Here is a 25,800-nt window from a genome sequence, read left to right as displayed (position 1 = left end):
GGAACTGCTAGAAAAAAATATTTTTTGACGGAAATTAAAAAATACTAAATTTTCTAAAAATAACGTGGTATGATAGAGTGTATCAACTTAAATTAGTTAAGGAGCCTGAAATTATGACAACATACCAAATTACAACTGAGTTATCAACAAATAGAAAACAAAAAACACCTGCAGAACAGCTTGGTTTTGGTAAAATTTTTACTGACCATATGTTTGTTATGGATTATGAAGATGGAAAAGGATGGCATAATGCGACAATTACACCATATGCTCCGATTACATTAAGTCCTGCTGCGATGGTATTCCATTATGGACAAGCGGTATTTGAAGGTTTGAAAGCATATATGACAGAAGATGGTGAAGTCCAGTTATTCCGCCCGGACCGTAACTTCCAACGATTAAATTCTTCCAATGCACGCCTTTGCATTCCTCCGATTGACGAGGATTTTGCATTAGAAGCATTAAAAGAATTACTTCGTGTAGATCGCGAATGGGTTCCGACATCTCCAGGTACATCTCTTTATATTCGACCATTTATTATTGCGACAGAAAGCTATTTAGGAGTAAATCCTGCGAAAAGCTATAAATTTATGATTATTATGTCACCGGTTGGGTCTTATTATAAAGAAGGCATTAACCCGGTTAAAATATTAGTAGAACAGCAATACGTACGTGCCGTAGTTGGCGGTACGGGTGAAGCGAAAACAGCCGGCAACTATGCGTCGAGCTTAAAAGGTTCAGAAATTGCTGCACAACAAGGCTATTCTCAAACATTATGGCTGGACGGTAAGGAAAATAAATACGTAGAAGAAGTCGGCAGTATGAACATCTTCTTTAAAATTTCAGGAAAAGTTATTACACCTGCATTAAACGGCAGTATTCTACCAGGGATTACTCGCGATTCGATGATTGAAGTTTTAAAATCAAAAAATATTCCGATTGAAGAGCGTGCAATTGCCTTTGAAGAGGTTGTAGAAGCGGCTAAAAACGGCACATTGGAAGAGGCATTCGGTACAGGAACAGCAGCTGTAATTTCGCCGGTAGGGGAGCTGAAATGGCTGGATGAAATCATTTCTGTCAACAACGGCCAGATCGGTGAAGTAACGCAAATGCTTTACGATACATTAACAGGCATCCAATACGGTAAAGTTGCAGATACATTTGGCTGGACGGTTAAAATTTAATAAAAAGAAAATACAGCATTTTCCGTTTTGGAAGAATGCTGTATTTTTTATTGAACTAATTATTTTTCAAGGATTTCTTCAACGCGTGAAAAGTCTTCCCGAGGAATTATTGCCGATTTTTCAAATGCATTTTTTCCGACATATGTTTCAATTAGTTCTTTAACATCAATACCGGAAGAGGCTTTTAATGTTTCCTGTAAGCCGGCCATTAAATCAGTCGCATAACCCGTCACTTTACCAGCACCGCCGTTTGCACCGCCACCTGTATCAACAACTGTAATCTTATCGATATTTGAAAGCGGGCTAGCAACTTGTTTTGCGTATTCCGGTAACATTTTAACAATCATATCAAGGACAGCCGCCTGACCGTATTGTTCAAACGCTTCTGCAATTTTCTCTTTTGCTTCTGCTTCCGCAAGACCGCGTAGACGGATAATCTCAGCCTCAGCTGTACCTTGTGCACGCTCTGCATCTGCTTTCGCCAGACCATCTAAACGAATGCGTTCTGCTTCAGCTTGAGCCTGTGCTTCAATACGGTATTTCTCCGCATCTGCCTGCGCAAGCTCTTTACGTTTTTGTGCTTCTGCGTTTTGTTCAATTGCATAACGATCCGCATCTGCTTTTTTCTTTACTTCTGAATCATATTGCTTTTCACGACGCAGAATTTCTTTTTCTTCTAATTCGATCTGCTTTTGACGTTCAATAATTCGTACTTGCATTTCCTGTTCTGTTACTTCCTGTTTAGCACGTGCAGATTCCAATTCGTACGCCTGGTCGGCACGGGCTTTTGCGATATCCTGCTCACGGCGGTATTCAGCCACTTTTAACTGATTATTTTTCTCCGCTTCCGCAATTTCAGTAGCACGCTCTAATTCAGCCTGTTGCGCTTCCTGAGCTGCCTGAGCACGTTTAATACGTGTTTCTTTGTCTGCTTCAGCAGTTGCGATATCGGCATCACGTTTCACTTGAGCGATTCGAGGCTTACCTAGAGAATCCAAATAGCCGTTTTTATCACGAACATCTTTAATTGTAAATGATACAATGATCAATCCCATTTTCGCTAAATCCTGAGATGCGACACGTTGTACTTCCTGCGAGAACTTATCACGGTTTTTATAAATTTCTTCAACTGTCATCGATCCTAAAATCGAACGTAAGTGACCTTCCAGTACTTCGCGAGCTTCACTTTCGCGTTCCTGTTTATCTTTTCCTAAGAATTGCTCGGCAGCAGTTGCGATTTCTGAAATTGAACCACCGATTTTGATGATTGCTGTTCCGTCAGCCATAACAGGAACACCTTGCTCAGTATAGACTTCCGGAGTTGTTACTTCCAGTTTGCTTGAAAGTAGACTAAGTGGTTTCGCCTGCTGGAAAACCGGGAATACAAATGTACCACCACCGCGAATAATTTTAATGCGGTTTCCTGAATCATCGGTATGTACATTTTTACTTCCTAAATAACTACCTGTTACGATTAATGCTTCATCCGGACCGGCTGTACGATATTTCATAATATAGACGGCTACAAGAGCGACAATTAGAAATACAACTACCCCGACTGCTATTAAAATACCTGATATACCTGCCAAACTTGACATAAAAATTCCTCCCTGTTTCTAAAATTGAAGTTCTTCTTTCTCATAAATCGCGACCATTGCTGTACCATCACGTATCTCAATAATTAAAACTTGCGTGTCGTATGGAATCTCCACTTGATGAAAACTTGCTGCACGCTTTGATATAATGCCGTTTGCCGTTTCAATCACCATCTCCCCAAAGCCTTCAAGAGGAACAGGTACAATCACTTTTCCGACCTGACCTTCTAGCGATTCTTCTGTATAGGCAAGAGATACTTCCGCAGAACGTAAAGGAACGAGTAGGAAAAAATAAAGAAGTGCTGTCAATAAACTCGCAATTATAAGAGCGATGATGAATGTGATGAAACTTGTAAAGCCGGTAAACTGTTCCAGCAAATAGCCCGCAGCCGAAGTAAACGTAATAAACGAAAGGATTACAGCTGGGTCAAAAAATGGTGATCCATCGATGGAGACATCCGCAACATCTGCAAAAAATAAGTAAAGAACAGTGCAACACCCAATAACGATTAAGATGATTAAATAAATGGTTTCAATGGAATAACCAAACAAGTTGCCACCTCCTTAATGCTATTTAATAAATTTACGGATGAAATGGAAAAAAGTTTCATAAAAATTTAATATTTTCCGAAAAATAAAATGTATGCCAATTCAAGTGGTTGACATACATCCTGCTAGAGACTATTTCATTTGAAAATCATTTTTGACTTGGACGGTAAGAGGCCTGTTTTGTTCTATGTATTCCATCATTAAATCGGGGATGAATTTAGCTGCTTCACGAACAGGCGGTTTTTTAAACATCTGCATTTGGTGCGCACCTGTTGCACGGTAACTATTGACGGCAACTTCAAAGATCTCATTATCCTGAATGGGTTTACCTTCAAACGTTAGCTTCGTGACACGTTGACCTGTTTGTTGACGCAAATCAATTACGTAATCAATGCCACCCCACAAATCATAAATATACGGCTGCGGCTCCGGATAGTGCACGGTCATACTAAAATCGATTTCCCCTTTATCATTCAGCGCAAAGACAGCTGCACTTTGTTCAATCGCCCGGCGGATTTCAGCTCCGTTCATTTTGATGACGAGCAGCCGGTTCGATCGGGGAAGATTATGTAAAACATGTTCACGGGTTACTTTTTCAGGAAAGCCACCTTGTGTATGGTAGGGCAGTTCGATAACCGAAATTTGGGCACCCGTGTAATGGAGCTGCATATCATGAAGCAATTGTGTATATGCGGTCATTTTTGTACGGGGCGTAAAAAAGTCCTCATAAGTCAACGCTTGATTTGCTGTTCCGATTTGTTGTTTTTTCCACGCATCAAATTCGGGAAAAGACTGCATTTTTGATGTGGGGTCCACGTGGACGATAGACGGTTCAAAAGAAAATGTACCGTGTTCTACAGTGACATCAATTTGCGCAAAGCAATGCGCATTTGCCCCGGGTTGCACGACAGCGACACCGTTGTGCACTGTGGCAATTTCCAAATGCTGATGCCCGGTAATGAAAAGATCAATGCCTCCTATTTCATGAAGCATGCGATAGCCTTCATTTTCACCTTGTTCCTGATCTATTAGGTGACCGCTATGAAGATCCCGTTCAAACCCGCCGTGATAGCTTAAAATGACAAGCTGTACCTGTTCCACATCGCGAACATATTTTACAGTGTTTTTCGCACTTTCAAATGCGTTTTCGAAATCCAGATACTTTGTTGATCCACATTCATCCCAGTTTTTTGTGAAATGTGTCACAACTCCTATGACAGCAATGCGCAACCCGTTTATTTCTTTAATGAAATACGGTTCGGCAAACCCTGGAATATTGGCGGCAATCCATGGGAAATTCGAGGCGTTGCGGATCGCTTGGATTTTTTCGGGAGAATAGTTGAATTCATGATTGCCGAAAACTGCAACATCATAGCCGAGTGTGTTTGCAAGTTCGATTTGCGGGTGCTGTTTTTGGACAATATAATCGTAATAATAGCTTAAATGACTCCCGTGCAAAAAATCCCCGTTATCGATTAACAGTGCGGGCTGCCTTGCGGAAATCATTTGCGCAAGCTGTGAAAAGCGTTCGGTATGTCCATGGATATCGCTTGTCGCAATAATAGTAAATTTCATTGAGAAAACTTCCTTTAATATTTCATTTTCCTTATTATAGCGTGAATTATTGCGCAACAGTTCTGAAAGTGATTAAATAAATATATAGGCAGTTTATGCTAAATTATAGGAGTTGGTAATTATGATAACAGTAACAAACCGTATCAAAGTAAAAAAAGGTTTTGCCGAAAAAATGGCCCCACAATTTGTACAACCAGGACCATTACAAGAATTCGAAGGTTTCCAAAAAGTGGAAGTACTAGTTTCTACACAATTTGAGGAATATGACGAAATGAGCGTTGTGATGTACTGGGATTCAAAAGAAAGCTTTGCAGTATGGCGTGAAAGTGATGCATTCAAACAATCACACAAACGTCCATCTCAAGGTGAAGGCGGAGGCCACCAAGGCGAATCTCCAATGCTAGGTTCAGAAATCGTAATCGCCGAAGTAGCAGGCACAATCTCAAAATAGTGTTAAGGGGTGTCCTAATGTATTCGTTAGGGCACCTTTATGCTATACATACTATTGGTTGAAATACATATAGGTTATGCTTTAATAAATTGTGAATGAAAAACAGAAAGGTGTTTTTAATGTCGAACATGGTGCAGTATTTTTATGATGGACAGTTTTTAAAATGCTATGAAGAAGCGAAACGCCAATTACAGGGCGGAGAAAATGAAGAACAGGCAACGCAATTTCTAAAGATCTTTGAAAAATACGAGTATGAAAAATTCCCAAAGCCGACAGAACAAATTTCGCAGAGTGTCGAACGTGCTAATGAAAGCTATCCGGAAAATGATGAAGTTGAACAACTACGGGCGATCAAAGATGAACAACAGTTTTCGGAAAAAGTGAAACAGCTTGAACATGATGCACGGACAGCGGATGCTGAACGGAAAGCACAGTCGTTTTATGTACAGGGACACCTTTTTTTAATGTCGCATCATTATGATGAAAGTGTGCACTGCTTTATGGAAGCGGTGAAGCATCATCCAAATAAGGCATTGTATTACGGGATTGCAGGGCAGACGATGAACCGCTTTAACTGGTCTCCATTTGATGTGATGGTCTATATTGAGCGGGCGATCGACATGGATTCGGATAACTCAAGATGGTACTGGAATAAGGCGCTCGTTTTAACACAGTTGTACAAAGATTTAAATGCCGAGCCGTTTTTGGAAAATGCTTTAATTGCAATTGAGAAAGCAATCGAGACGAGCCGCGAAGATCAAGTATCACTGCGTTCAGGCATCGATTCAACATTGGAAAATTTGAAAGAATATCTTTTCAATTAATGAAGCACCGTTAAATGGGGGAAAAAGCATGAAGTTTTTATCTTGGAAAGGTATTTCGATATACTTAACGATTATTCTATTTTTACTCATTTTTATTCAGATTCTGGACTGGAATAAAGGGAATGACAAAGAGGGTCAATATGCGGTAGAGCTGGAAAAAGCGTATACGGATTTAGTTGAGTTCCAAACATATATTTTGAACGATGAAGTGCAGATCGATGACAATAAGCATGTGCTGACGATGTACGATAAAAACTTTCAATATCAGCTAAGCATGTTCATTGATATTTTCGGCAATAAAAAAGTGGATGATGCGAACCTATTTGATTCTTATAAACAAATTGAAGAAGCATTGGCAGCTTTTTATGAAGCGGAAAGCGCGGAACAGCAAGGGCAGGCACATGAGCAGTTACTCGACGCGAAAAAATCGCTGTTTACGATATTGAATGACCTGAAATAATATGGGCTCACGAACGCTTTGAGGGAAGCGGGGCGTGAGCTTTTTTTGTGGGAGGGAGTGGGCTGCAGGGCGGAAAAGTTCTAATATTCTTGCCGGAAGTTCTAAAAAGTCCCTTAGATTTTCTAATAAACCGAAAAAAATTCTAATAAATCAAAGCCGGACATACTCCATAACAACCCCAACCCCAAAAAAAGCCATCCCAAAGTTATCTACCAACTTTCAGGACAGCCTCAGCTATTCACATTTCTTACTTTTTCTTCTTTTTCTCCTTCACAAACGCAAAGACAATTAACGCAACCCAAATCACAACGATCGCTATAAAAATGTAAAAGTTTTTCGAGGAGCCGGATAAATTCAATTCATCTGCCAAAATTCCTGTAATCGACTGCAATTGTGCACTTAATAAAATAATCAGCGCGCCAATAAATAGCATGATCTTAGGATTGATCGCAAAGCGCAGCAGTACGATGATGAACAAAGCTGAGAAAATCAGCAATAGGGTGAACAGGGGATCCAGTAATGTGAGTGTCCCGTCGTTTGCAAAGTTTTCGTACGTAAATGTCATGAATAATTCTCCTTACTTTACTAAGCCATTTTGAAATGCATAGACGACAGCCTGTGTGCGGTCCTGAACTTCAAGTTTACTTAAAATGTTGCTGACATGGGTTTTCACTGTTTTTAATGCGATAAACAGCTCTTCCGCGATTTCCTGATTGGCAAGGCCGCGCGCCATACATAACAGTACTTCCATTTCCCGGTCTGTTAAATGGTTATGCAGGGCAGGGGCGGTACCGCGCATACGGGCCATTACCCGTGTCGTGGCTTCCGGCTCCAGAACGGTTTCCCCGGCCATCGTTTTCCGGATCGCGTCAGCAATTTGTTTGGCATTGCTCGTTTTCAGTATATAGCTGACAGCCCCTGCTTCAAGTGCCGGGTATAATTTATCGTCATCGATAAAGCTCGTGACAATCATAACTTTTGCTTGCGGCCATTGTGCCAGAATTTCGGCAGTCGCTTCAGCACCCGTTTTTATCGGCATCACATTATCCATCAGCACAATATCTGGCTTTAGCGAAAGCACTGTTTCAATCGCTTCCTCGCCGTTTGTTGCTTCGCCGATGACTTCGATATCGGGTTGTGCCGATAAATAGGCAGCAACACCGATTCGAACCATTTCGTGATCATCTACTATGACAACTTTAATCATTCATTTGTTCCTCCTTTTTAAGCGGAACTTTCACTTCGACAATTGTTCCTTCATCCGGTACAGAGACAATCTTATACGTACAGCCAATTTCGACAGCGCGTTCGGCAATATTGCGCAGCCCGTACGAAGTCGTTTTATCTCCCTCCAAATTAAAGCCAAGGCCATTATCCTGAATGCGCAAAATCGCAAGCTGATCACGTGCGATTAATAACAGCTCGACTTCTGTTGCTTTTGCATGCCGTAAAGTATTTGATAAAGCTTCTTGGGCAATACGGAATAAATGATCTTCCTCCGCTTTCGATAATCCGATTTCCTCGATCTGGTAATCAATATTGAAATACACTTTTTCCTGTAATTCTACAATCAGATCTTCTAAACCTTCTGCCAAGCTTTTATTATGCAAAGCAACAGGTCGTAAGTGAAGGAGAAGGGCGCGCATTTCGAGCTGGGCCTGCTGGACGATTTTTTCCACCTGCCCCAGCTGCTTTTGTGCAAGATCATCTTGACGCTGTTCTGTAAGCGCGGAGAGTAGCATGGATGCCGCAAACAGCTGCTGGGAAACAGAATCATGCAGTTCCCGTGCAAGACGCTGACGTTCTGCGAGAAGCCGCTCCTGGACGATGGCGTCATTTGTTTCCACCTTTTCATTGGAAAGTCGCTGTAAAGAGGTCCGCTGTGTTTCAATTAATTCGTTCGTTTCGCGTAAGGCCTTTTTTAAGGAACCATTTGCTTTCTTGAATTTTTGTGCAAAATCTGGCTCTGCTACTTTTTTCACGATGCGGGTCATCTGATTTTCTTTTATTTTTAATGATATCGATATCCATAAAGAAATAAAGAAGCTGGTCGTTGTTGCAGTAATGGCGATAACAGCGACAATTGGTATTGAATACTCATCGCTTTCCCATAAAAAACGCCAAGTCTCTTCCTGGGGCTGACCGAGCAGGAAAACAAAAATATTCAGAGCAAATGTCGCAAAAACCATCATCAATATAAAAAATCGTATTATAAATGCAATCATCCGCGCTGCACCTCCACATCGCCAATCCAAGATGTCACATAAAGTACTAGGACACGTTTTGCATCCATTTCTCCATCCTCAAAATGGAGCTGTTCATTAATACACTGCTTTGGCGCATAGTGCAGGTATGCTGCTTCTCCGTATATAGTGGAGTAATGGAGCTGAATCGTCACTTCATAAGGTACAATAACCCGTACTTTACCTAAAGATTGATGGATAACAATAATCGATTTCCCGTTTGGTAAAATAGTTTCGGTCGTATCGATTGTAATATCGCCGATAAAGCGTTGAATATGAACATCTTTCCAATGATAGCTTTCTGTCGGAGCACTAGTTGTTCCGATCAACTGATTTTGATTTGATGTATTGGCAAAGTGGCTTTTGATTTCCATCACTTGCTCTTTTTTCGTTAAGTATTGGTATAAAAGAAAGACAAGCACACCAATGATTAATAGGCGCAGTGTCCAAATATTAATAATAGCAAAGAATAATAGAACGAGTCCCGTCCATAATAAGTAACGTTTCTTCTTTTTAAAGCTGAAAAAGAGAAACAGTGCACCTAAAATCAGTAAAAACACGGTGCCGTTATTGAAAAGTGTCAATTCGATCAATACGACAAGTGCCATACTAATCGTGATAATTGCAAGCTGATCAGATGTAATTTTCGGCATAGTGCCTCCCCCTATAACGTGCAAAATGGAGAAAGCACGATGCCTTCTCCTTTACGCATTATATCATTATTTTGGTTGTTCTATGAGCTTTTGTTCTTTTTCAAGCTGTGCCAATCGAGCTTCAAAAGAGGTTACTTCATATTTACGCTCAATATTTTGAGATAATTCATCAATATAAGTTGATAGTTCATCGAAATTACCGGCATTGTCCGAAGTGAGAACTTTATCCATCTGGTGGTTGGCACGTACGACATTTTCTTTGCCCATCAGCTGTAGTTGGCGCACTTTCATGTCTTTGATTTTATGTTTCATCGTTTCGAATTTGCGTTCCAGTGCAAAATATTCTGTATTCGCAGCATCAATGCTTGAAAGAAGGGCATGCTTTCTGGCAGTGTAAGCCGTTACTTCTTCCTGTGCAAACGCAATCAGTTCAGACTCTTCAGTTGACTGAGCCAATAAAAGCTGTTTTTCACGCTTCTCAAGCATTTCGATTGTTTGTGAAAGCTGCAGTTCCAGCTCTTTTTTCAGCTGTGCTTGACGTGCAAGTAATTTTCCTGTTTCTTCCGTTTGTTTTTCTGCTTCACGAATATAGTGGTTCAGCATTTTAATCGGGTTTTTATCGACCTTTTTGTCAAACATATCATGTAAATCCGCCTGTATTGAATATTTAAATTTTGTCAATAAATTTCTCATTGTCCATCGCTCCTATTTGTTTAAATTTGCCCATTCACGTTCAAAGTTTGTAAATGGATCTTCTTCCTCTTTTTTGCCTGGTAAAAATTCAAGCTTTTCATTTTTACGTGCTTTGTATAGATAAAACAATCCACCGATTGCAGCTAAACCGATAAAGCCTGGGATGTTTGATAAGGCACTTACTAAACCGGCTAAAGCGACAACCAGGCTCATGACTTTTCCGAAAGTAGATTTACTTTCTGTGTAATAGTGAAGACCTGCTGCCAGAAGTGCTCCTGAGATTAATAAGCCGGCTACTGGTGCGAGCAGGCAAAGTGCGATGATCGCTGTGATAAAAGCCGCTGAATATAAGAAAAACTTTTTCATTATGTGTTCCTCCTTGTCGTTGATATGTTCATGTTACCGTGGATTTAAAAATCCGATAACGACCTGTTACTGTATTTTCATCTAGGTCTCGAGGCTGAGATGGACTCAGACAGCTATTTGTATGGCTTAACTTCTGTCAGGAGAAGTTAAAATATATAGAAACGTAATAACTTTTATTGTATAATGCTTGATGGAGAGTTTTTCTCGGTACATAAGTAGTGGAGGAGGTTGGACAAAATGGCTTTATGGTTAGGAATTACACTTATCGTCGTAGCTCTTATCGGGGGCGTGGCAATTGGGTTCTACGCAGCTCGTCAATATATGATGAAGTATTTAAAAGAAAACCCGCCAATTAATGAACAAATGATTCGCGTGATGATGGCACAAATGGGACGTAAACCGTCTGAAAAACAAGTGCGTCAAATGATGGCACAAATGAACAAATTCCAAGATAAATAATAAAAAGTTGGACTACCTTTTGCATTCTATTGAGTGAAGAAGGTAGTTTTTATTTTCTGTAAAACAAAATTCAGAATATTTCGTTGAAAAGAACAATAATCTAGTCTATCCTTATATAGATTGTAAGTATTGGAGGGACGAAAAAATGGCAACAGAGAAAACGAATGTAGAGAGCTTTGATTTAGACCATACAATAGTGGTCGCACCGTATGTACGTTTAGCGGGTACAAAAGAAGGGGCGAAGGGCGATGTCGTGACGAAATACGATATCCGCTTTAAGCAGCCGAATAAAGAGCATATGGAAATGCCGGCACTTCATTCACTGGAACATTTAATGGCAGACCGTATTCGCAATCATAGTGACGCGGTTGTCGATATCTCGCCAATGGGCTGTCAAACAGGCTTTTATGTCTCCTTTATGAACTATGATGACTACGAAGGTGTGCTGGGGATTTTAGAAAAGACCGTTCAGGATGTGTTGGCGGCGACTTCTGTTCCTGCCTGCAATGAAGTTCAATGCGGTTGGGCGGCAAGTCACAGTTTAGAAGGCGCGCAACAGTTGGCAAAAGAATTCTTAGCCAAACGCGGTGAATGGCATATCGTTTTTAATGATTAATAAGAATGTGCAGTGCCCCCATTAAATTGGGGGCATTTTTATTCCCGACATCAAACCAAAAAGCACTTCCTGTTCAATGAAATGAACAGAAAGTGCGTATTTCTTTTATATTAAAGAATCCGTTATATTGCGGTATGCCGGTACATAATCATGCAGGAACTTGGCTACCGTTTGCTCATAGTCACCCTGGTTATCGTTGAATGATTTCGCATGCTCTCCTTTTTCAAACAGTTTCAGCATTTTAGGTTCCGGTTTTTGTTCGTACAGTTCTTCGGTCATTGAGGAAGGAATGAAATCATCCGGTGTACTGTGAATAAAGAGGACGGGCTTTTGAATTTGTTTTACAGCATCAATCGGCATCACTTCTTTTACGGAATAGCCATCGCGGATTCGCATGAAAAAGTCGGCGAAAGGAAGTGTATATTTCGAATCAATCGGTACAACACTTTCAAAAATTTGTTTCAATAGCTCGGGGAAATTCGAGAAAGCACAGTCGGAAACATAGAAATCCGCATTATCTGCTAACGTTCCTGCATAGAGCAGTGTCGTTGCCGCACCCATTGATTCCCCATGAATACCGAGCAAGGCATCTTCCCCGGTCATATTTCGGATTGTCTCAACTACTGCCTGTAAATCGTATTTTTCATAATGGCCGTAGCTTGTTGTTTTCCCTTGGGATTCTCCGTGACGGCGGTGATCGTATACAAATGCATTAAAACCAAGCCGTTCAAACATTCGGGCATAGCGCATCGAGTTAATTTTATTTTCAGTGACACCATGACAGATGATGACTGTATTTTTCGTTTCCAAAGGTTTTAAATAGATGCCGCTTATTTTATAGCCATTTGGAGAATCGATCAATAAAATTTCTTTCGGACAGCCTTCATACCATGCTTCATCAAAGCGTTTTGCCGCAATTTCGCGCTCGCGGATGAAAGCATCGTCCTTTTTCTTTATATACATAATGTGATTTGTCATCACGACACCAGTGATCGTTGTAGCAGCTGCCAGCAGGGTTGTTACAATACTGCCAGATAAAAACAGGGTACGTTTTTTCATGAAAATCACTCCTTAATTAATTTAATATTCGATGAATTTTTGGGATAAATCAACTAATATGTATCTATTTATTATTGGAAACTTTTGTGTGAAAAATGCGAAATATTTGATAAAATCTTTGTAAGCAAGTAATTAATTTCAGCGGATGACAAAGATTCGGCAATGAGTTCTAAAAATGAAGTCAGCCAAATAACGTAGCATCGTGCGACAATGACTGACCCACATCGTGTGGACCTAAAGCCGAATCCTGACGCAATTACGCCAAGGCGTAATTGATTATATTTGCTCACAAAGGGACCATTCACAATAAAGGGGGATATATTCATGACAGAAGTTGTAATAGTAAGTGCAGTACGTACGCCAATTGGAGCTTTTCAGGGAGCATTAAAAGATATTTCGGCTCCGACTTTAGGGAGTATCGTAATAAAAGAAGCATTGAATCGTGTTCAATTAGATCCATCAACAGTTGATGAAGTTATTATGGGGAATGTTCTTGCAGCAGGTTTAGGTCAAAACCCGGCAAGACAGGCAAGTATACAAGCTGGTTTACCATACACAGTTCCAGCGATGACAATTAATAAAGTATGTGGTTCAGGCTTAAAGACCGTTCATTTAGCAGCACAGGCAATCATTGCCGGGGATGCGGAAGTTGTTGTCGCTGGAGGCTTTGAAAATATGAGTCAAGCACCTTATATTATGCGAAATGCAAGAGAAGGTTTCCGCATGGGAGATCAAAAGATTATCGATACATTAATTCAGGATGGCTTATGGTGCGCATTTAATGATTACCATATGGGGGTAACTGCTGAAAACCTATGTGATCAATATGACATTTCTCGTCAGGAACAGGATGAATTTGCAGCACGTTCTCAAGCCCGTGCATCGGAAGCAATTTCCGCAAATAAATTCGCTGAAGAAATTGTCCCTGTAGAAATTCCTCAACGTAAAGGGGAGCCGGTTATTTTTTCACAAGATGAATATGTAAAACATGGAACAACAGCAGAGAAATTAAATGGATTACGTCCTGCTTTCAAGAAAGATGGCTCGGTTACTGCTGGAAATGCTTCGGGTATTAATGACGGAGCTGCAGCAGTTGTCGTTATGTCAAAGCAGCGTGCTTTTGAATTAGGCCTTACACCACTTGCTACAATCGTCGCAAATGCCAGCGCAGGGGTTGATCCATCTGTAATGGGTATCGGACCGGTAACTGCAGTGAAAAAAGCCTTGGCGAAAGCGAATGTAACATTGGATGACATGGATTTAATTGAAGCGAATGAAGCATTTGCTGCTCAGGCGATTGCAGTTGATCGCGAATTGGCGTTCAATCATGATAAACTAAATGTAAATGGCGGGGCAATTGCACTTGGTCACCCAATCGGGGCAAGCGGTACACGCATTTTGGTAACATTGTTACATGAAATGCAAAAACAGGATGCAAAATTAGGTCTTGCAACATTATGTATTGGTGGCGGGCAAGGTGTTGCAACAATTGTACAACGCTAAAATTAATTGTAGGTGAGAATGATGGCAAAAAAGAAACAGCAAAGAACGACGAATGAATTTGAGCTTCCAAAAGATAAGGCAGCAACATTGGCCGATCAGTTAGGCGGCGATGTATTGGCCAAGCTAAAGGCAGCGAAGCAGGAAATGGTGGCAGACGAAAAGGCGAAAGAAGAAGAGCGTCTGGCGAAAGCAGCATTCGAACGCAAACAACGAGAAAAAAATATGAGCTTTGAAGAACTGTTAAATCAATACGGCGATAAAGGTTCGAAATTTTAACAGTAATCCAAAACGGATTATAAAGAAGCTTAATAAATATGAAAAGATAGCACACTATTTTTGTGTGCTATCTTTTTTAAATACAACAATAATAAGTTTTGTGACCACTAACAATGTGAACGCACCACATGCATCAAGCACGACATCTTCTACGAGGCCGCTGCGACCTGGTATCATACTTTGGCGGTATTCATCAAGGCTTGCGATTATTATGGCTGTAACAAAGGCAAGAACTATTGGGAAGTGCCATTTCAGTTTTCGGTATAAAGTATAGAATATAACCGCTAATAAACCGTATCCGAAGAAATGGGTTGCTTTCCGGATAAGAAACTCAAGAAATTGAAAATAGCCCCGTGTTTCGACCGATATAATTTTTCCCCAATAAGGAATTTCAAACTGACTTAACCATGCTTCAAAAGGTTTGTCTTTTAATAGATCTTTTAACGCCGGTACAATCGTTTGCTGTTCATAGCTCATATTGGACATTACCATCACAACGATTATCCCGATGATGACGAGAACAATCCATTTTTTCATCTATGCTCAGTGTAACGGTCGGTTTTTGTCCAGTTGTCGATCTCTGAAATATTTTGTATTGATTGCGCTTTTTCGTAAGCATCCAGATTTTGCTGCAGTTGCGCAACTGTACGCGCCCCAATAACAGTTGAAGCAACCGCTGGGTATTGTAAATTGAAAGCGAGGGCAGTTGCATGGACATCACCGAATTGCTGTTCAATTTTTTGCAGCACATCTTTTGCTGCCGGTTCATCATAGCTCATAAAGGACTTTAAGCGTGTGCGCCATTCATTCGTCAGCAAACCTTTTGCAATCGATCCGCGTGTTACGACAGAAGCTCCTGTCTGTTGAATCGGTTCAAAAAATTCGCTTGCCCGTTCATCAAAAATATTAAACTGCATCATATTGCTGATTGCATTACTGTTTTGTAAATATGGCATGAAAACATTCGGTCGGATGGAGGAAATGCCATATTCGCGGATAAGTCCTTCTTTTTTCAAACTTTCAAATGTGTCGGTAATTTCCTCCCAATTATCTTCGGTCGTACCGCCATGTAACTGGTAAAGATCCAAGTAATCTGTCTGTAGTCGTTGCAGGCTGTCACGTACCGCCTTATTAATATAATTTGCGGATGTATCCCAGCTCCAACCTTCTTTTCCTTCTTCCCAACGATTCCCGACTTTAGATGCCAGGTAAATATTGTTGCGGTGTTGCTTCAGTGCCGCGCCAACAACCTTTTCGTTGTCTCCCTGATTATACAGATCGGCGGTATCATAATAATTAATGCCCGCGTCAATTGCCGCATGAATGACCTCTTCTGCTTCTGCTGGATTTGGAGGTAATGACATACAGCCTAAACTAATTTCAGAAATATGAAGATTGCTTGTACCTAATTGTCGTTTTTTCATGTGAATTCCTCCCTGGTTCAATATTTTAGAAAAGCTCTTACTAATGGTACAATGAATATAAGCAAGAGAACAAGTGGAGGCATGGTCATGAAAAAATTTGAAGAGAAAACAATTCAATCCCAACCCATCTATTCAGGGAAGGTTATTTCATTAAAAGTAGACGATGTATCGCTTCCGAATGGTGAAACAGGGAAGCGTGAAATTATTAATCATCCAGGAGCAGTTGCAGTAATTGCCATCACAGACAACAATAAAATTTTACTTGTTGAGCAGTACCGTAAAGCTCTTGAACGTTCCATTATAGAAATCCCTGCCGGTAAGCTGGAAAAAGGGGAGGAGCCAATTGTAACGGCCCGCCGCGAATTGGAGGAAGAGACAGGGTATACGTCTGATCATTTCGAATTTATTCAGGCTTTCGCTACTTCACCGGGTTTTGCGGATGAAATTATTCATATTTACGTAGCAGAAAAGTTAAAAAAATTAGACATTCCTGCTGATTTAGACGAAGATGAATTTGTGGAGTTAATGGAAGTATCACTGGAAGAAGCAGAAGCGATGGTTGCGGACGGCCGTATTTACGATGCCAAAACGGCTTTTGCGATTTTATGGCTGAAATTTAAAATGAAATTAAATCAATAATTGTTTACGCATAAGGACAATTTATGTGCATAAGTTGTATGGACAAGGAGGCGTCCAAATGCGTAAATATCTATATATTCAATATACTTCGATGATCGTCGTATGTTTCATTTGTGGTGTAGTTTGTTATCAGTTATTCGATATTGGACAAGTGCAGCAAATTATTAAATATAGTGATCGTAGACTGCTCCAAATGGAAAAACCAGAATTGCTTTGGAGTGTAGTTCCTTTCATAGTTGCCTTAAGTATTGTATTATTCTTTTCGACACATAAATATTTGCCGCGTATAGGCCTTATTTTTATTGCAATAAAAGTAACGTTTTTAGGCTTTAGCTCGGTTTATTTACTAGTACAGCATGAATCTATTAAACTCTATGCATTTTGGTGGTTTCCATTTCAGTTAATATATTGTGTATTATTAATTATGCTCTATCAAATAACTACTAAAACTACGAGTAGACGAGCCTTGAAAACGGTGATGCCATGGAAAAAGATTATGTTCCTGATAGTCGTGATGATAATTGTTTTTGCAGTCGAAAATTTAGCAATTACTTATTTATTTAAATAATCATTGTCTTGTAATGAGATTTACTCATTTGGTATAATGAAAAGAGTTTAGGAGGGCGTCACATATGGAGAGCCGTATTGATCGAATTAAAAAGCAACTGCATAGTGCGAGCTATAAGCTGACGCCACAGCGAGAAGCAACAGTAGCGGTTTTACTGGAGCATGAGGAAGATCATTTAAGTGCTGAGGATGTTTACTTATTAGTAAAAGAAAAGGCACCAGAGATTGGACTAGCTACTGTATACCGTACATTGGAGCTTTTAACAGAGCTGAAAATTGTCGATAAAATAAATTTTGGTGATGGGGTGTCCCGTTATGATTTACGTCAAGAGGGCGCGAAGCATTTCCATCATCATCTAGTTTGTATCGAATGTGGCGCAGTAGATGAAATTCAAGAAGATTTACTAGAAGATGTAGAAGAAATTGTGGAGAAACGTTGGAACTTTATAATCAAAGATCACCGTCTTACATTCCATGGCATCTGCTGGCGTTGTCATGATAATAATGACAACTCTGGAGACAGCAATGCATAATCTATAATCAAAAAAAGGGACAGCATATTTTGCTGTTCTTTTTTTGTGCGCTATTTTGTTATTACCGGGCAATTATTAGCGAGCATTGCACAAAAAAACTCTATTTCCCTCAGTTGAGAGAAATAGAGTTTTACTATTTTTAATTATTTTCCCGGATGATGAGCAACAATTAGGATCTTACCTGCATCCAGATCATTCTTTGCAGTTGCATGTTCATTTTCGCCTACACCGATGTCAGCAAGCTGATGGTGAAGATCTTCCGGAGTACTTTGGAAGAAATTTTTAATTGATGCCAAGAAGCCTTTATCATTTTCTGTTGTTCCAGGAGTTTTGCTCGCATCAACATCGAAAAAGTCAGCAATATCTTCCGCACGTTTATTGCTGTTTGCGAAAACATGAATATGATCGCGTTCATAGCCCTCTGTAATAAATGATTCGATTACTGATTTTGCTTGCACACCGTTTTCTACTGATTTGATAATTGCCATATATATACACTCTCCTTTGTTTGAATACTTATGTTATTCCCGAACTCATACAATTAAAACGTTAAGAGATTCATACAGTCGTAATTCAGCTTTCAGGAGAACGTGCATACAGATGAGAATTATCTTGTTTAGACGGCTACTGTTCTATAAGATCATGCATTTTTTTGATTTCTAAAAATTGCAGCTGATGGCCGTCAATTTCATGGATTTTAAACGCATAGTTTTCAAAAATAAATGTATCTTCAATATTCAGGTCCGGCATGTTTGTGAAGTACCAGCCCCCGATTGTATCAACATTCGGATCTTCAATATCAAGAAACAGCAATTTAGAAATATCTTCAAGCAATACTTTTGAATAGACTAAATAATGGTCTTCACCGATTTTACGAATATCTGAAACTTCATCATCGTCAAACTCATCGCGAATTTCACCGACAAGCTCTTCCAGAATATCTTCAACGGTAATCATACCGCTCGTTCCGCCGTATTCATCAAGCAGGATTGCAATATGAATACGCTTTTTCTGCATAATTTGAAGCAAACTTTGAATTGGTGTTGTTTCAATTGTGCGAACGACCGGATTAATATAGTCTTCCAATTTAAATGTTGCCGGATCGATCCGGTTATTCATGCCAAGTGTTAAAAAGTCTTTAATATTTAAAAAACCTAATATATTATCGCGGTCCCCATCGTAAACCGGGTAGCGTGTATAGCGTTCCTCTGAAACTTGTGTTAAAACTTCTTCGAACGTTGCAGTCACATCAAAGCCGATAATATCTGTACGGGGAACCATAATTTCGCGGGCGATTTTATCATCGAATTCAAACACATTGTTTACATATTTTAATTCGTTGACATTGATCTCACCGGATTTATAGCTCTCGGATAGAAGCAGGCGCAATTCCTCTTCCGTATGAGAGAGTTCATGTTCGCTCGCTGGTCGCATCCCGAACAATTTCAATAATAAACGTGCTGAACCATTTAATAGCCAAATTAACGGGAACATAAGTTTATAGAATAATTGAATAGGCTTCGCGAATGCCAGAGTAATCGCTTCTGCTCTTTGAATAGCAATCGTTTTAGGTGCAAGTTCACCTACTACAACGTGGAAGAAAGTCGCTAAAAAGAATGCGCCACCTAATGTAAACCAATGAATATATTCTGTGCCAATTCCCATAGATTCGAATAGCGGGTGAAGTATAAACTCAAATGTGGATTCACCGACCATCCCGATTCCCAGTGCTGTTACCGTAATACCTAATTGACAGGCAGATAAATATTCATCAAGGTGGGTTGTTACATTTTTAGCTGAAATGGAACCGGCTTTACCTTCAGCTACAAGTTGGTCAATACGGGATTGACGTACTTTTACGATCGCAAATTCCGTTGCAACGAAAAAGGCCGTAAAAGCGATTAAAACCGAGAAAATAATTAAGTTAATGATTGTGGTCAAACGAGCGTCCTACTCACGAAGTAGAACGTTCACCTCCTAGTTATTTAAAATTAATAATAGTGATTGCATGAGAGCAACACTTTCAGGCGAAACTTTTTTGCGGAGTTTCTGCCGCTCTTTGTCATCTAAATGTTCCATTAATACCGTTACATCATGTTCAAGCTTGCGCATTTGCAATCGAATATCCTGAACATCGATTTCTTCGGGTTCATCTTTTGAAGGGCCAAGCGAGCGGTGAATTTCTTCAAGGCACTTGCCAAGCTTCTTCTGCTCTTCAATCCAGTGTATACGTTCAATCATCTCTTTATCATAGTAGCGATAATTGGATGCCGAACGTTCAACTTTTAGAAGGCCCAAATTCGTATAATAATCAATAGTTCGTTTTGTCACGCCAGTTGCTGCAGCAAGCTCTCCGATTTTTAGTTTGTCGATCCCAAATTATCACCTCAATCTGTCACGTTTTACTTTCAAGAATACCGTATATAGTACGTTTTGTAAATGGGATGCTATCATGTGGGGATGCTGAGCGGCATTGAAAAAATGAATGAACGAAGGATAAAACGTCACTTCAATTGTACGAAAATGGTAATATAAATGTATAGAATGCAAGAGGGGCGATTAATATGCAAGCTTTAAATGATTCAATAGAAGATTATCTACATTTTATTAAAGTCGAACGTCAGCTATCTGATAATACATTACAATCCTATAAGCGTGATTTAGTCGCATATGCCCGTCACATCCATCATGAGCAGCAGATCATGGAATTTGATAAAGTTATGCGCGAACATATTTTGCTTTATTTGGACAGCTTAAGGTCTGTAGGAAAATCATCGAAGACGATATCGAGACAGATTTCATCGATCCGTTCATTTCATCAGTTTTTATTGAGGGAAAAAGTGACGAATCAAGATCCTACCGTTCATTTGGAAATGCCTAAAAAAGAACTGTCTTTGCCAAAAGTATTATCAATAGAAGAAATTGATGCACTTTTGACAGCACCATCTGTCGAAAAACCACAGGGAACTCGGGATATTGCCATTTTGGAAATGATGTACGGTTCCGGAATGCGTATAAGTGAACTGATTGAACTGAACTTGGAGGATGTCCATATGACAATGGGATTCGTCCGTGTATTTGGTAAAGGCGGAAAAGAACGTATTATACCGCTTGGGAGAAGTGCGATTTCTGCATGTGTAAATTATTTGGAGCAGGCGAGACCTCAACTTTTAGGCAATGCACCTAAAAATGATGCGTTTTTCATTACGCAGAGAGGGAAAAGATTCACGAGACAAGGCTGCTGGAAAATCATTAAGGAACATGCAGCAGAAGCTGGCATTTCCAAAGAAATTACACCGCATGTTCTGCGCCATTCCTTTGCGACACATCTGATTGAAAATGGTGCCGATTTGCGTGCAGTACAGGAGCTTTTAGGACATGCAGATATATCAACGACACAAATTTATACACATGTAAGTAAAACTCGTTTATCGGAAGTTTATAAACAATTCCATCCGCGTGCTTAAAATCAGCATAATCGCGTAAGACTAATGGGGTGCTTAACTTTTTTCTATTAAAAATAAATCTTTTGAAATCGGATGTCTGACCTTTACTTTGTTTAGACGTTTTATGTAAAATAGAATGGAAGAAGAGGAGTTGAAAGCATTATGCAACCGTTTAAGAAAGTACATGTAATTGTAATGGATTCTGTTGGTATCGGTGAAGCACCGGATGCCGATAAATTTGGCGATGCTGGCTCAAATACATTAGGACATATCGCAGAAAAAATGAATGGCTTAAATATGCCGAATATGGAGAAAATGGGTTTATCGAATATCCGTGAACTTCAAGGCATTAATAAAACTGAAAAACCTGCTGCATTTTACGGCATGATGCAAGAAGCATCTGTTGGTAAAGATACAATGACAGGTCACTGGGAGATCATGGGACTGAAGATCGATACTCCGTTTAAAGTATACCCGGAAGGCTTTCCCGCAGAACTGATTTCTAAGCTGGAAGAAGCAACTGGCCGCAAAGTACTTTGTAATTTACCTTACAGTGGAACCGCTGTCATTGACGATTATGGTCCGGAACATATGGAAACAGGTGCAATTATTGTGTATACATCGGCAGACCCGGTTATGCAAATTGCAGCACATGAAGAAGTTATTCCAGTAGAAGAACTTTATAAAATTTGTGAAATTGCACGTGAATTAACATTGGATGCTGAATTTTTAGTAGGTCGTGTTATTGCCCGTCCGTTCGTTGGCGAACCAGGTAACTTTACACGTACATCAAACCGTCATGATTATGCATTGACGCCATTTGGACGCACGACAATGGCTGAAATGAAGGACGCAAATCTTGATGTCATTGCGATCGGTAAAATTTCGGACATCTTTAATGGTGACGGGGTAACGGAAGCGATTCGTACGAAAGACAACACGGATGGCATGGACAAAATGTTGGAAGTTGTTCGTCGTGATTTCCATGGTATCAGCTTCCTGAACTTAGTGGACTTTGATGCGAACTTTGGACACCGACGTGATCCGATTGGCTATGGTCAAGCATTGGAAGAATTTGATCGTCGTTTACCGGAAGTTATGGAAGCGTTATCAGACGATGATTTGCTGATTATTACGGCAGACCACGGGAACGATCCGACATTCCCTGGTACAGACCATACACGTGAATACGTACCGTTAATTGTTTACTCACCGCGCTTTACAGCAGGATCAGAATTGCAGTTACGTGAAACATTTGCGGATATTGCTGCAACAATTGCAGATAATTTTAATATTGCAGCACCGCAATTCGGAAAAAGCTTTTTATCAGAGCTGAAATAAGGGGGATTTTCCACATGAGAATGGTAGATATTATTGAAAAAAAACGTAACGGCGAAGAATTGACAACAGCTGAAATTCGTTTCTTTGTAGAAGGATATACAGATGGCACGATCCCTGATTATCAGGCAAGTGCGTTATGTATGGCAATTTACTTTAAGGATATGACAGATCGCGAACGCGCGGATTTAACAATGGCGATGGTTGAATCAGGTGACCAGATTGACCTTTCTTCAATTGCAGGCGTAAAAGTGGACAAACACTCAACAGGCGGAGTTGGCGATACAACGACATTGCCGTTAGCTGCAATGGTAGCAGCTGTCGGTGTTCCGGTAGCAAAAATGAGTGGTCGTGGTTTAGGGCACACAGGCGGTACGATTGACAAGCTTGAAGCGATTGAAGGTTTCCACGTTGAATTAACAAGTGAAGAGTTTTCAAAACAAGTAAATGAAATCGGCATGGCTGTTATCGGTCAATCGGGCAACTTAACACCAGCGGATAAAAAGCTATATGCGCTACGTGATGTTACAGGAACAGTTTCAAGCATTCCGCTAATTGCCGGCTCTATTATGTCGAAGAAAATTGCTGCAGGTGCAGATGCCATTGTTCTTGATGTTAAGACAGGTGACGGCGCATTTATGAAAACGATTGAAGATTCAATTAAACTTGCTGAAGCGATGGTGAAAATCGGAAATAACGTTGGCCGTAAAACGATGGCAATTATTTCGGATATGAGTCAGCCTTTAGGATATGCAATCGGAAATGCTCTTGAAGTTCAAGAAGCAATCGATACATTAAAAGGTAAAGGTCCGGCTGATTTAAATGAACTTTGCTATACATTAGGATCTCAAATGGTTGTTGTTGGCGGCAAAGCAAAAACAATCGAAGAGGCTCGAAAAATGCTGGAGGAAGTTGTAGATAACGGGGCAGCATTGGAAGTACTGAAAAAATTCATCGCTGCACAAGGCGGAGATGCTTCAGTCGTTGATGACCCATCTCGTTTACCTCAGGCGAAATTCAAATTTGATGTACCGGCAAAACAGGCTGGCTATGTCTCAAAAATTGAAGCGGATGATATCGGAACAGCTGCAATGCTTCTTGGTGCAGGTCGTGCAACGAAGGAATCTGAAATTGACTTAGCGGTAGGGCTTGTCCTTCATAAAAAAGTAGGCGATCAAGTCGAAGTAGGCGAATCGCTAATGACAATCCATGCTAATACAGAAAATGTCGACGCAGTATTAGAAAAGATTTATGCACATGTATACATTTCTGCTGAAAAAGTCGAATCACCAAAATTAATCGAAGCAATTATTACACAATAATAATAATTAGGAGTCTTCCGCAATCAAGAATGGATTGCGGAAGACTTTTTTTGTTCTTTAAATATTTTAAGAATATGTTACACTAGGAAGTGTATTACTGCTTAATGTAATAAAAATTCTGTTTTATGAATATTTATAAGAAGAAGGGATACTATGAAAGTTAAGTGGTCTGGAAGATTTGAAGGCTATTCATTCGCCCATTTCAAAAAGGATTTATTATCTGGGACGATTGTCGGGATTATTGCTGTACCGTTGGCGATGAGTTTTGCCATTGCCTCGGGGGTCAAACCGGAATACGGAATTTACACAGCAATTATCGCAGGTATTTTAATTTCCTTACTAGGAGGTTCAAAATTCCAAATTGGCGGTCCGACAGGTGCATTCGTTCCGATTTTGCTTGGAGTTGTCCTCGTTTACGGGTATGAAAACTTGCTCATCGCAGGTTTAATGGCGGGGATTATGCTGCTGCTGATGGGGATTTTCAGGCTGGGGTCCCTGATTAAATTTATCCCGAGGCCCGTTACAGTCGGTTTTACAGCAGGGATTGCCGTCATTATTTTTACCGGACAAATCGGAAATTTTTTAGGGTTAACAAATATGGAGCAGCATGAGAAGTTTCATATGAATGTTCTTGAAATTGCTTCCCATATTGAAAGTGTTAATTTTTATAGTTTACTCGTTGCAATTATTAGTTTCGCATTAATACTTATGGCACCGAAAGTTTTACCGAAAGTACCGGGTGCCCTTATTGGAATTCTTGTGTCATCCGTTGTAACGGTGCTTTTTTTACAGGGGCATGTTGCGACAATTGGTTCCACATATGGTGCAATACCGAATACACTTCCTCAGTTCCACATACCGGAAATAACATTTGAACGTATATACATGCTCATCGGGCCAGCGTTTGTCATTGCAATGCTAGGCGGAATTGAATCGCTGCTATCGGCGGTTGTTGCAGACGGCATGACGAACAGCAAGCATAACAGTAACCGGGAACTGATCGGGCAAGGGGTTGCCAATATTGTGACACCGTTTTTTGGAGGAATACCTGCTACTGGTGCAATTGCACGAACGGCTACTAATATTAAATCCGGTGCTGTTTCGCCAATGTCAGGGGTAATCCATGGTATCTTCGTTTTAATCACGTTATTATTGCTCGCGCCATTAGCGGTACATATTCCACTTGCGAGTTTAGCACCTGTACTCATGATGGTCGCATGGAATATGAGCGAACGTCACCATTTCGTACACATTCTAAAATTGAAATCCGGAGATTCGCTTGTTCTATGTATTACATTTTTATTGACTGTATTTATGAGCTTAACGGTTGCTGTAATGGCTGGACTCATTTTAGCGGTGATTCTTTTTGCGAAAAGTATGAGCGATAGCCTGACTGTTTCCAAAGTGCTGCCGAATATGGAGAGAGCGAACGGAAAGTTGCAGCCTCAGATTGTATCGGATTTTCATGATTGTCCACAAATCAGTATTTATACAATAGAAGGTCCTCTATTTTTCGGTGCTGCTGAAAAGTTTGAACAGACGCTGCTGAATACAATACAGGAACGTCCGAAAGTGTTTATCCTTCGAATGCGAAAGGTACCGTATATCGATTCGACAGGGGAAGAGTATTTCCGCAATATCCTTCAACATATAAAGTCATATGGCGGTAAAGTTTTCGTAACAAATGTTCAGCCGGGATTAGAGCAGATGCTAAAGCGAAGCGGGTTATATGATTTAATGGAAGCGGAACATTTTTATCATACGACAAGTGACGCAATATCAGCGGCATGCCAGTATATCGAGTTAAATAAATGTATTGGATGCACGCACTATGCGTTTAAAGAATGCCAATTGCTAGCAAATGGCATCCCACTATCGGAGCATGAAGTGCAGGCACAGAAAAAATTGACCGAAGCAACAATATAACATGTATAAAAGTAAAAAAAAGAACAAAGAATAAGAGACTGAATGGAAAGGTAAAACTTTCTGTTCAGTCTCTTTTTTCATGTTAGGAATGATTAAAAA

At 40.1% G+C, this 25,800-nt stretch carries 30 protein-coding genes; 15 read left to right on the top strand and 15 right to left on the bottom strand.

Annotation, left to right across the window (positions count from 1 at the left end):
- The first annotated feature begins 113 nt into the window (after nucleotides 1-113).
- The gene (locus tag M3166_RS08130; protein WP_251689033.1) at nucleotides 114-1,184 is read left to right on the top strand and encodes a branched-chain amino acid aminotransferase; all 1,071 of its coding nucleotides are present in this window, start codon (nucleotides 114-116) and stop codon (nucleotides 1,182-1,184) included.
- 59 nt (nucleotides 1,185-1,243) lie between these two features.
- On the opposite strand, the gene M3166_RS08125 is transcribed toward M3166_RS08130, so the two are convergent.
- The 3 genes from M3166_RS08125 to M3166_RS08115 form a co-directional block, all read right to left on the bottom strand.
- Nucleotides 1,244-2,782 carry a flotillin family protein gene (locus M3166_RS08125; protein ID WP_251689031.1) on the bottom strand — a complete coding sequence of 513 codons (1,539 nt, stop codon included), beginning with the start codon at nucleotides 2,780-2,782 and terminating at the stop codon, nucleotides 1,244-1,246.
- Nucleotides 2,783-2,800: 18 nt separating this feature from the next.
- Nucleotides 2,801-3,331, bottom strand: coding sequence for a hypothetical protein (locus M3166_RS08120; protein WP_251689029.1), 531 nt, complete (start codon nucleotides 3,329-3,331; stop codon nucleotides 2,801-2,803).
- 129 nt (nucleotides 3,332-3,460) lie between these two features.
- Complete coding sequence (locus M3166_RS08115) at nucleotides 3,461-4,903, bottom strand: bifunctional metallophosphatase/5'-nucleotidase (RefSeq protein WP_251689027.1); 1,443 nt, start codon at nucleotides 4,901-4,903, stop codon at nucleotides 3,461-3,463.
- Between the two features lie 121 nt (nucleotides 4,904-5,024).
- Here M3166_RS08115 and M3166_RS08110 point away from each other — a divergent pair, with 121 nt between their 5' ends.
- The 3 genes from M3166_RS08110 to M3166_RS08100 all read left to right on the top strand — a co-directional run bounded on the left by M3166_RS08110 (nucleotide 5,025) and on the right by M3166_RS08100 (nucleotide 6,638).
- Nucleotides 5,025-5,354: a heme oxygenase gene (locus M3166_RS08110; protein WP_251689025.1), complete on the top strand. Its 330-nt coding sequence runs from the start codon at nucleotides 5,025-5,027 to the stop codon at nucleotides 5,352-5,354.
- A gap of 119 nt (nucleotides 5,355-5,473) precedes the next feature.
- Nucleotides 5,474-6,178 carry an O-linked GlcNAc transferase gene (locus tag M3166_RS08105; RefSeq protein ID WP_251689024.1) on the top strand — a complete coding sequence of 235 codons (705 nt, stop codon included), beginning with the start codon at nucleotides 5,474-5,476 and terminating at the stop codon, nucleotides 6,176-6,178.
- A gap of 28 nt (nucleotides 6,179-6,206) precedes the next feature.
- Entirely contained in the window at nucleotides 6,207-6,638 is a 432-nt protein-coding gene (locus tag M3166_RS08100; protein WP_251689022.1) for an iron ABC transporter substrate-binding protein, read from the top strand.
- A 247-nt stretch (nucleotides 6,639-6,885) separates the two neighbouring features.
- Here the strand turns inward: M3166_RS08100 and M3166_RS08095 are convergent, their stop codons facing one another.
- The 6 genes from M3166_RS08095 to M3166_RS08070 all read right to left on the bottom strand — a co-directional run bounded on the left by M3166_RS08095 (nucleotide 6,886) and on the right by M3166_RS08070 (nucleotide 10,593).
- On the bottom strand, nucleotides 6,886-7,203 hold the full coding sequence (locus M3166_RS08095) for an acyl-CoA dehydrogenase (RefSeq protein WP_251689020.1): 318 nt from the start codon (nucleotides 7,201-7,203) through the stop codon (nucleotides 6,886-6,888).
- 12 nt (nucleotides 7,204-7,215) lie between these two features.
- Nucleotides 7,216-7,845 (bottom strand): response regulator transcription factor, encoded by a 630-nt coding sequence (locus M3166_RS08090; RefSeq protein WP_251689019.1) that lies wholly within the window; start codon nucleotides 7,843-7,845, stop codon nucleotides 7,216-7,218.
- On the bottom strand, nucleotides 7,838-8,863 hold the full coding sequence (locus tag M3166_RS08085) for a sensor histidine kinase (RefSeq protein ID WP_251689018.1): 1,026 nt from the start codon (nucleotides 8,861-8,863) through the stop codon (nucleotides 7,838-7,840). Before M3166_RS08085 ends, M3166_RS08090 begins: the two co-directional genes overlap by 8 nt.
- Nucleotides 8,860-9,534, bottom strand: coding sequence for a cell wall-active antibiotics response protein LiaF (gene liaF / locus M3166_RS08080; protein ID WP_251689016.1), 675 nt, complete (start codon nucleotides 9,532-9,534; stop codon nucleotides 8,860-8,862). Before liaF ends, M3166_RS08085 begins: the two co-directional genes overlap by 4 nt.
- A gap of 66 nt (nucleotides 9,535-9,600) precedes the next feature.
- Nucleotides 9,601-10,227, bottom strand: coding sequence for a PspA/IM30 family protein (locus tag M3166_RS08075; protein WP_251689014.1), 627 nt, complete (start codon nucleotides 10,225-10,227; stop codon nucleotides 9,601-9,603).
- Nucleotides 10,228-10,239: 12 nt separating this feature from the next.
- The gene (locus M3166_RS08070) at nucleotides 10,240-10,593 is read right to left on the bottom strand and encodes an ABC transporter permease (RefSeq protein WP_251689012.1); all 354 of its coding nucleotides are present in this window, start codon (nucleotides 10,591-10,593) and stop codon (nucleotides 10,240-10,242) included.
- Nucleotides 10,594-10,830: 237 nt separating this feature from the next.
- On the opposite strand from M3166_RS08070, the gene M3166_RS08065 reads away from it, so the two are divergent.
- Nucleotides 10,831-11,052 (top strand): YneF family protein, encoded by a 222-nt coding sequence (locus M3166_RS08065; RefSeq protein ID WP_008408061.1) that lies wholly within the window; start codon nucleotides 10,831-10,833, stop codon nucleotides 11,050-11,052.
- 145 nt (nucleotides 11,053-11,197) lie between these two features.
- The gene (locus M3166_RS08060; RefSeq protein ID WP_251689010.1) at nucleotides 11,198-11,668 is read left to right on the top strand and encodes an S-ribosylhomocysteine lyase; all 471 of its coding nucleotides are present in this window, start codon (nucleotides 11,198-11,200) and stop codon (nucleotides 11,666-11,668) included.
- Nucleotides 11,669-11,773: 105 nt separating this feature from the next.
- Here M3166_RS08060 and M3166_RS08055 read toward each other — a convergent pair whose 3' ends face one another.
- A complete protein-coding gene (locus M3166_RS08055; RefSeq protein WP_251689008.1) occupies nucleotides 11,774-12,727 on the bottom strand; it encodes an alpha/beta hydrolase in 954 nt (317 codons plus the stop codon).
- Between the two features lie 324 nt (nucleotides 12,728-13,051).
- Between M3166_RS08055 and M3166_RS08050 the strand changes: the two genes are divergently transcribed.
- Together M3166_RS08050 and M3166_RS08045 are read left to right on the top strand one after the other, a co-directional pair.
- Nucleotides 13,052-14,230: an acetyl-CoA C-acetyltransferase gene (locus tag M3166_RS08050; RefSeq protein ID WP_251689006.1), complete on the top strand. Its 1,179-nt coding sequence runs from the start codon at nucleotides 13,052-13,054 to the stop codon at nucleotides 14,228-14,230.
- Nucleotides 14,231-14,251: 21 nt separating this feature from the next.
- Nucleotides 14,252-14,506: a YqkE family protein gene (locus tag M3166_RS08045; RefSeq protein WP_008408065.1), complete on the top strand. Its 255-nt coding sequence runs from the start codon at nucleotides 14,252-14,254 to the stop codon at nucleotides 14,504-14,506.
- A gap of 54 nt (nucleotides 14,507-14,560) precedes the next feature.
- Here the strand turns inward: M3166_RS08045 and M3166_RS08040 are convergent, their stop codons facing one another.
- The gene (locus tag M3166_RS08040; RefSeq protein ID WP_251689004.1) at nucleotides 14,561-15,043 is read right to left on the bottom strand and encodes a VanZ family protein; all 483 of its coding nucleotides are present in this window, start codon (nucleotides 15,041-15,043) and stop codon (nucleotides 14,561-14,563) included.
- Nucleotides 15,040-15,930, bottom strand: a complete 891-nt coding sequence (locus tag M3166_RS08035; protein WP_251689002.1) for an aldo/keto reductase — start codon at nucleotides 15,928-15,930, stop codon at nucleotides 15,040-15,042. Before M3166_RS08035 ends, M3166_RS08040 begins: the two co-directional genes overlap by 4 nt.
- Nucleotides 15,931-16,017: 87 nt before the next feature.
- Between M3166_RS08035 and M3166_RS08030 the strand changes: the two genes are divergently transcribed.
- The 3 genes from M3166_RS08030 to M3166_RS08020 all read left to right on the top strand — a co-directional run bounded on the left by M3166_RS08030 (nucleotide 16,018) and on the right by M3166_RS08020 (nucleotide 17,669).
- Nucleotides 16,018-16,569 (top strand): NUDIX domain-containing protein, encoded by a 552-nt coding sequence (locus M3166_RS08030; protein ID WP_251689001.1) that lies wholly within the window; start codon nucleotides 16,018-16,020, stop codon nucleotides 16,567-16,569.
- A gap of 58 nt (nucleotides 16,570-16,627) precedes the next feature.
- Nucleotides 16,628-17,137, top strand: coding sequence for a hypothetical protein (locus M3166_RS08025; protein WP_251688999.1), 510 nt, complete (start codon nucleotides 16,628-16,630; stop codon nucleotides 17,135-17,137).
- Nucleotides 17,138-17,201: 64 nt separating this feature from the next.
- Nucleotides 17,202-17,669: a Fur family transcriptional regulator gene (locus M3166_RS08020; RefSeq protein WP_079525722.1), complete on the top strand. Its 468-nt coding sequence runs from the start codon at nucleotides 17,202-17,204 to the stop codon at nucleotides 17,667-17,669.
- 143 nt (nucleotides 17,670-17,812) lie between these two features.
- On the opposite strand, the gene M3166_RS08015 is transcribed toward M3166_RS08020, so the two are convergent.
- The 3 genes from M3166_RS08015 to M3166_RS08005 form a co-directional block, all read right to left on the bottom strand.
- Complete coding sequence (locus M3166_RS08015; protein WP_251688997.1) at nucleotides 17,813-18,157, bottom strand: general stress protein; 345 nt, start codon at nucleotides 18,155-18,157, stop codon at nucleotides 17,813-17,815.
- Between the two features lie 136 nt (nucleotides 18,158-18,293).
- Nucleotides 18,294-19,610, bottom strand: a complete 1,317-nt coding sequence (locus M3166_RS08010) for a hemolysin family protein (RefSeq protein WP_251688995.1) — start codon at nucleotides 19,608-19,610, stop codon at nucleotides 18,294-18,296.
- 36 nt (nucleotides 19,611-19,646) lie between these two features.
- Complete coding sequence (locus M3166_RS08005; RefSeq protein WP_251688993.1) at nucleotides 19,647-20,000, bottom strand: MerR family transcriptional regulator; 354 nt, start codon at nucleotides 19,998-20,000, stop codon at nucleotides 19,647-19,649.
- 233 nt (nucleotides 20,001-20,233) lie between these two features.
- Between M3166_RS08005 and xerD the strand changes: the two genes are divergently transcribed.
- The 4 genes from xerD (at nucleotide 20,234) to M3166_RS07985 (ending at nucleotide 25,701) form a co-directional block, all read left to right on the top strand.
- Nucleotides 20,234-21,136 carry a site-specific tyrosine recombinase XerD gene (gene xerD, locus M3166_RS08000; protein ID WP_251688991.1) on the top strand — a complete coding sequence of 301 codons (903 nt, stop codon included), beginning with the start codon at nucleotides 20,234-20,236 and terminating at the stop codon, nucleotides 21,134-21,136.
- A gap of 141 nt (nucleotides 21,137-21,277) precedes the next feature.
- The gene (deoB, locus tag M3166_RS07995; protein ID WP_251688989.1) at nucleotides 21,278-22,456 is read left to right on the top strand and encodes a phosphopentomutase; all 1,179 of its coding nucleotides are present in this window, start codon (nucleotides 21,278-21,280) and stop codon (nucleotides 22,454-22,456) included.
- A 14-nt stretch (nucleotides 22,457-22,470) separates the two neighbouring features.
- Nucleotides 22,471-23,775, top strand: coding sequence for a pyrimidine-nucleoside phosphorylase (locus M3166_RS07990; protein WP_251688987.1), 1,305 nt, complete (start codon nucleotides 22,471-22,473; stop codon nucleotides 23,773-23,775).
- Between the two features lie 153 nt (nucleotides 23,776-23,928).
- On the top strand, nucleotides 23,929-25,701 hold the full coding sequence (locus M3166_RS07985) for a SulP family inorganic anion transporter (protein WP_251688985.1): 1,773 nt from the start codon (nucleotides 23,929-23,931) through the stop codon (nucleotides 25,699-25,701).
- The last annotated feature ends 99 nt before the right edge of the window (nucleotides 25,702-25,800 follow it).

The sequence above is a fragment of the Solibacillus isronensis genome, assembly GCF_023715405.1.
Taxonomy (GTDB): Bacteria; Bacillota; Bacilli; order Bacillales_A; family Planococcaceae; genus Solibacillus; species Solibacillus isronensis_B.
The sequence above is the reverse complement of the archived record's forward strand: the minus strand, read 5'-3'. Positions and strand labels throughout refer to the sequence as shown.

What these genes read in the sequence shown, in the direction of transcription:
- M3166_RS08015 (WP_251688997.1), bottom strand. Translation starts at nt 18,157, where the DNA reads ATGGCAATTATCAAATCAGTAGAAAACGGTGTGCAAGCAAAATCAGTA.
- M3166_RS08075 (WP_251689014.1), bottom strand. Translation starts at nt 10,227, where the DNA reads ATGAGAAATTTATTGACAAAATTTAAATATTCAATACAGGCGGATTTA.
- M3166_RS08110 (WP_251689025.1), top strand. Translation starts at nt 5,025, where the DNA reads ATGATAACAGTAACAAACCGTATCAAAGTAAAAAAAGGTTTTGCCGAA.
- M3166_RS08045 (WP_008408065.1), top strand. Translation starts at nt 14,252, where the DNA reads ATGGCAAAAAAGAAACAGCAAAGAACGACGAATGAATTTGAGCTTCCA.
- M3166_RS08030 (WP_251689001.1), top strand. Translation starts at nt 16,018, where the DNA reads ATGAAAAAATTTGAAGAGAAAACAATTCAATCCCAACCCATCTATTCA.
- M3166_RS08125 (WP_251689031.1), bottom strand. Translation starts at nt 2,782, where the DNA reads ATGTCAAGTTTGGCAGGTATATCAGGTATTTTAATAGCAGTCGGGGTA.
- M3166_RS08090 (WP_251689019.1), bottom strand. Translation starts at nt 7,845, where the DNA reads ATGATTAAAGTTGTCATAGTAGATGATCACGAAATGGTTCGAATCGGT.
- M3166_RS08100 (WP_251689022.1), top strand. Translation starts at nt 6,207, where the DNA reads ATGAAGTTTTTATCTTGGAAAGGTATTTCGATATACTTAACGATTATT.
- M3166_RS07985 (WP_251688985.1), top strand. Translation starts at nt 23,929, where the DNA reads ATGAAAGTTAAGTGGTCTGGAAGATTTGAAGGCTATTCATTCGCCCAT.
- M3166_RS08095 (WP_251689020.1), bottom strand. Translation starts at nt 7,203, where the DNA reads ATGACATTTACGTACGAAAACTTTGCAAACGACGGGACACTCACATTA.
- M3166_RS08050 (WP_251689006.1), top strand. Translation starts at nt 13,052, where the DNA reads ATGACAGAAGTTGTAATAGTAAGTGCAGTACGTACGCCAATTGGAGCT.
- M3166_RS08020 (WP_079525722.1), top strand. Translation starts at nt 17,202, where the DNA reads ATGGAGAGCCGTATTGATCGAATTAAAAAGCAACTGCATAGTGCGAGC.
- xerD (WP_251688991.1), top strand. Translation starts at nt 20,234, where the DNA reads ATGCAAGCTTTAAATGATTCAATAGAAGATTATCTACATTTTATTAAA.
- M3166_RS08065 (WP_008408061.1), top strand. Translation starts at nt 10,831, where the DNA reads ATGGCTTTATGGTTAGGAATTACACTTATCGTCGTAGCTCTTATCGGG.
- M3166_RS08085 (WP_251689018.1), bottom strand. Translation starts at nt 8,863, where the DNA reads ATGATTGCATTTATAATACGATTTTTTATATTGATGATGGTTTTTGCG.
- M3166_RS08040 (WP_251689004.1), bottom strand. Translation starts at nt 15,043, where the DNA reads ATGAAAAAATGGATTGTTCTCGTCATCATCGGGATAATCGTTGTGATG.
- M3166_RS08070 (WP_251689012.1), bottom strand. Translation starts at nt 10,593, where the DNA reads ATGAAAAAGTTTTTCTTATATTCAGCGGCTTTTATCACAGCGATCATC.
- M3166_RS07990 (WP_251688987.1), top strand. Translation starts at nt 22,471, where the DNA reads ATGAGAATGGTAGATATTATTGAAAAAAAACGTAACGGCGAAGAATTG.
- M3166_RS08055 (WP_251689008.1), bottom strand. Translation starts at nt 12,727, where the DNA reads ATGAAAAAACGTACCCTGTTTTTATCTGGCAGTATTGTAACAACCCTG.
- M3166_RS08115 (WP_251689027.1), bottom strand. Translation starts at nt 4,903, where the DNA reads ATGAAATTTACTATTATTGCGACAAGCGATATCCATGGACATACCGAA.
- M3166_RS08060 (WP_251689010.1), top strand. Translation starts at nt 11,198, where the DNA reads ATGGCAACAGAGAAAACGAATGTAGAGAGCTTTGATTTAGACCATACA.
- M3166_RS08105 (WP_251689024.1), top strand. Translation starts at nt 5,474, where the DNA reads ATGTCGAACATGGTGCAGTATTTTTATGATGGACAGTTTTTAAAATGC.
- M3166_RS08130 (WP_251689033.1), top strand. Translation starts at nt 114, where the DNA reads ATGACAACATACCAAATTACAACTGAGTTATCAACAAATAGAAAACAA.
- deoB (WP_251688989.1), top strand. Translation starts at nt 21,278, where the DNA reads ATGCAACCGTTTAAGAAAGTACATGTAATTGTAATGGATTCTGTTGGT.
- liaF (WP_251689016.1), bottom strand. Translation starts at nt 9,534, where the DNA reads ATGCCGAAAATTACATCTGATCAGCTTGCAATTATCACGATTAGTATG.
- M3166_RS08035 (WP_251689002.1), bottom strand. Translation starts at nt 15,930, where the DNA reads ATGAAAAAACGACAATTAGGTACAAGCAATCTTCATATTTCTGAAATT.
- M3166_RS08025 (WP_251688999.1), top strand. Translation starts at nt 16,628, where the DNA reads ATGCGTAAATATCTATATATTCAATATACTTCGATGATCGTCGTATGT.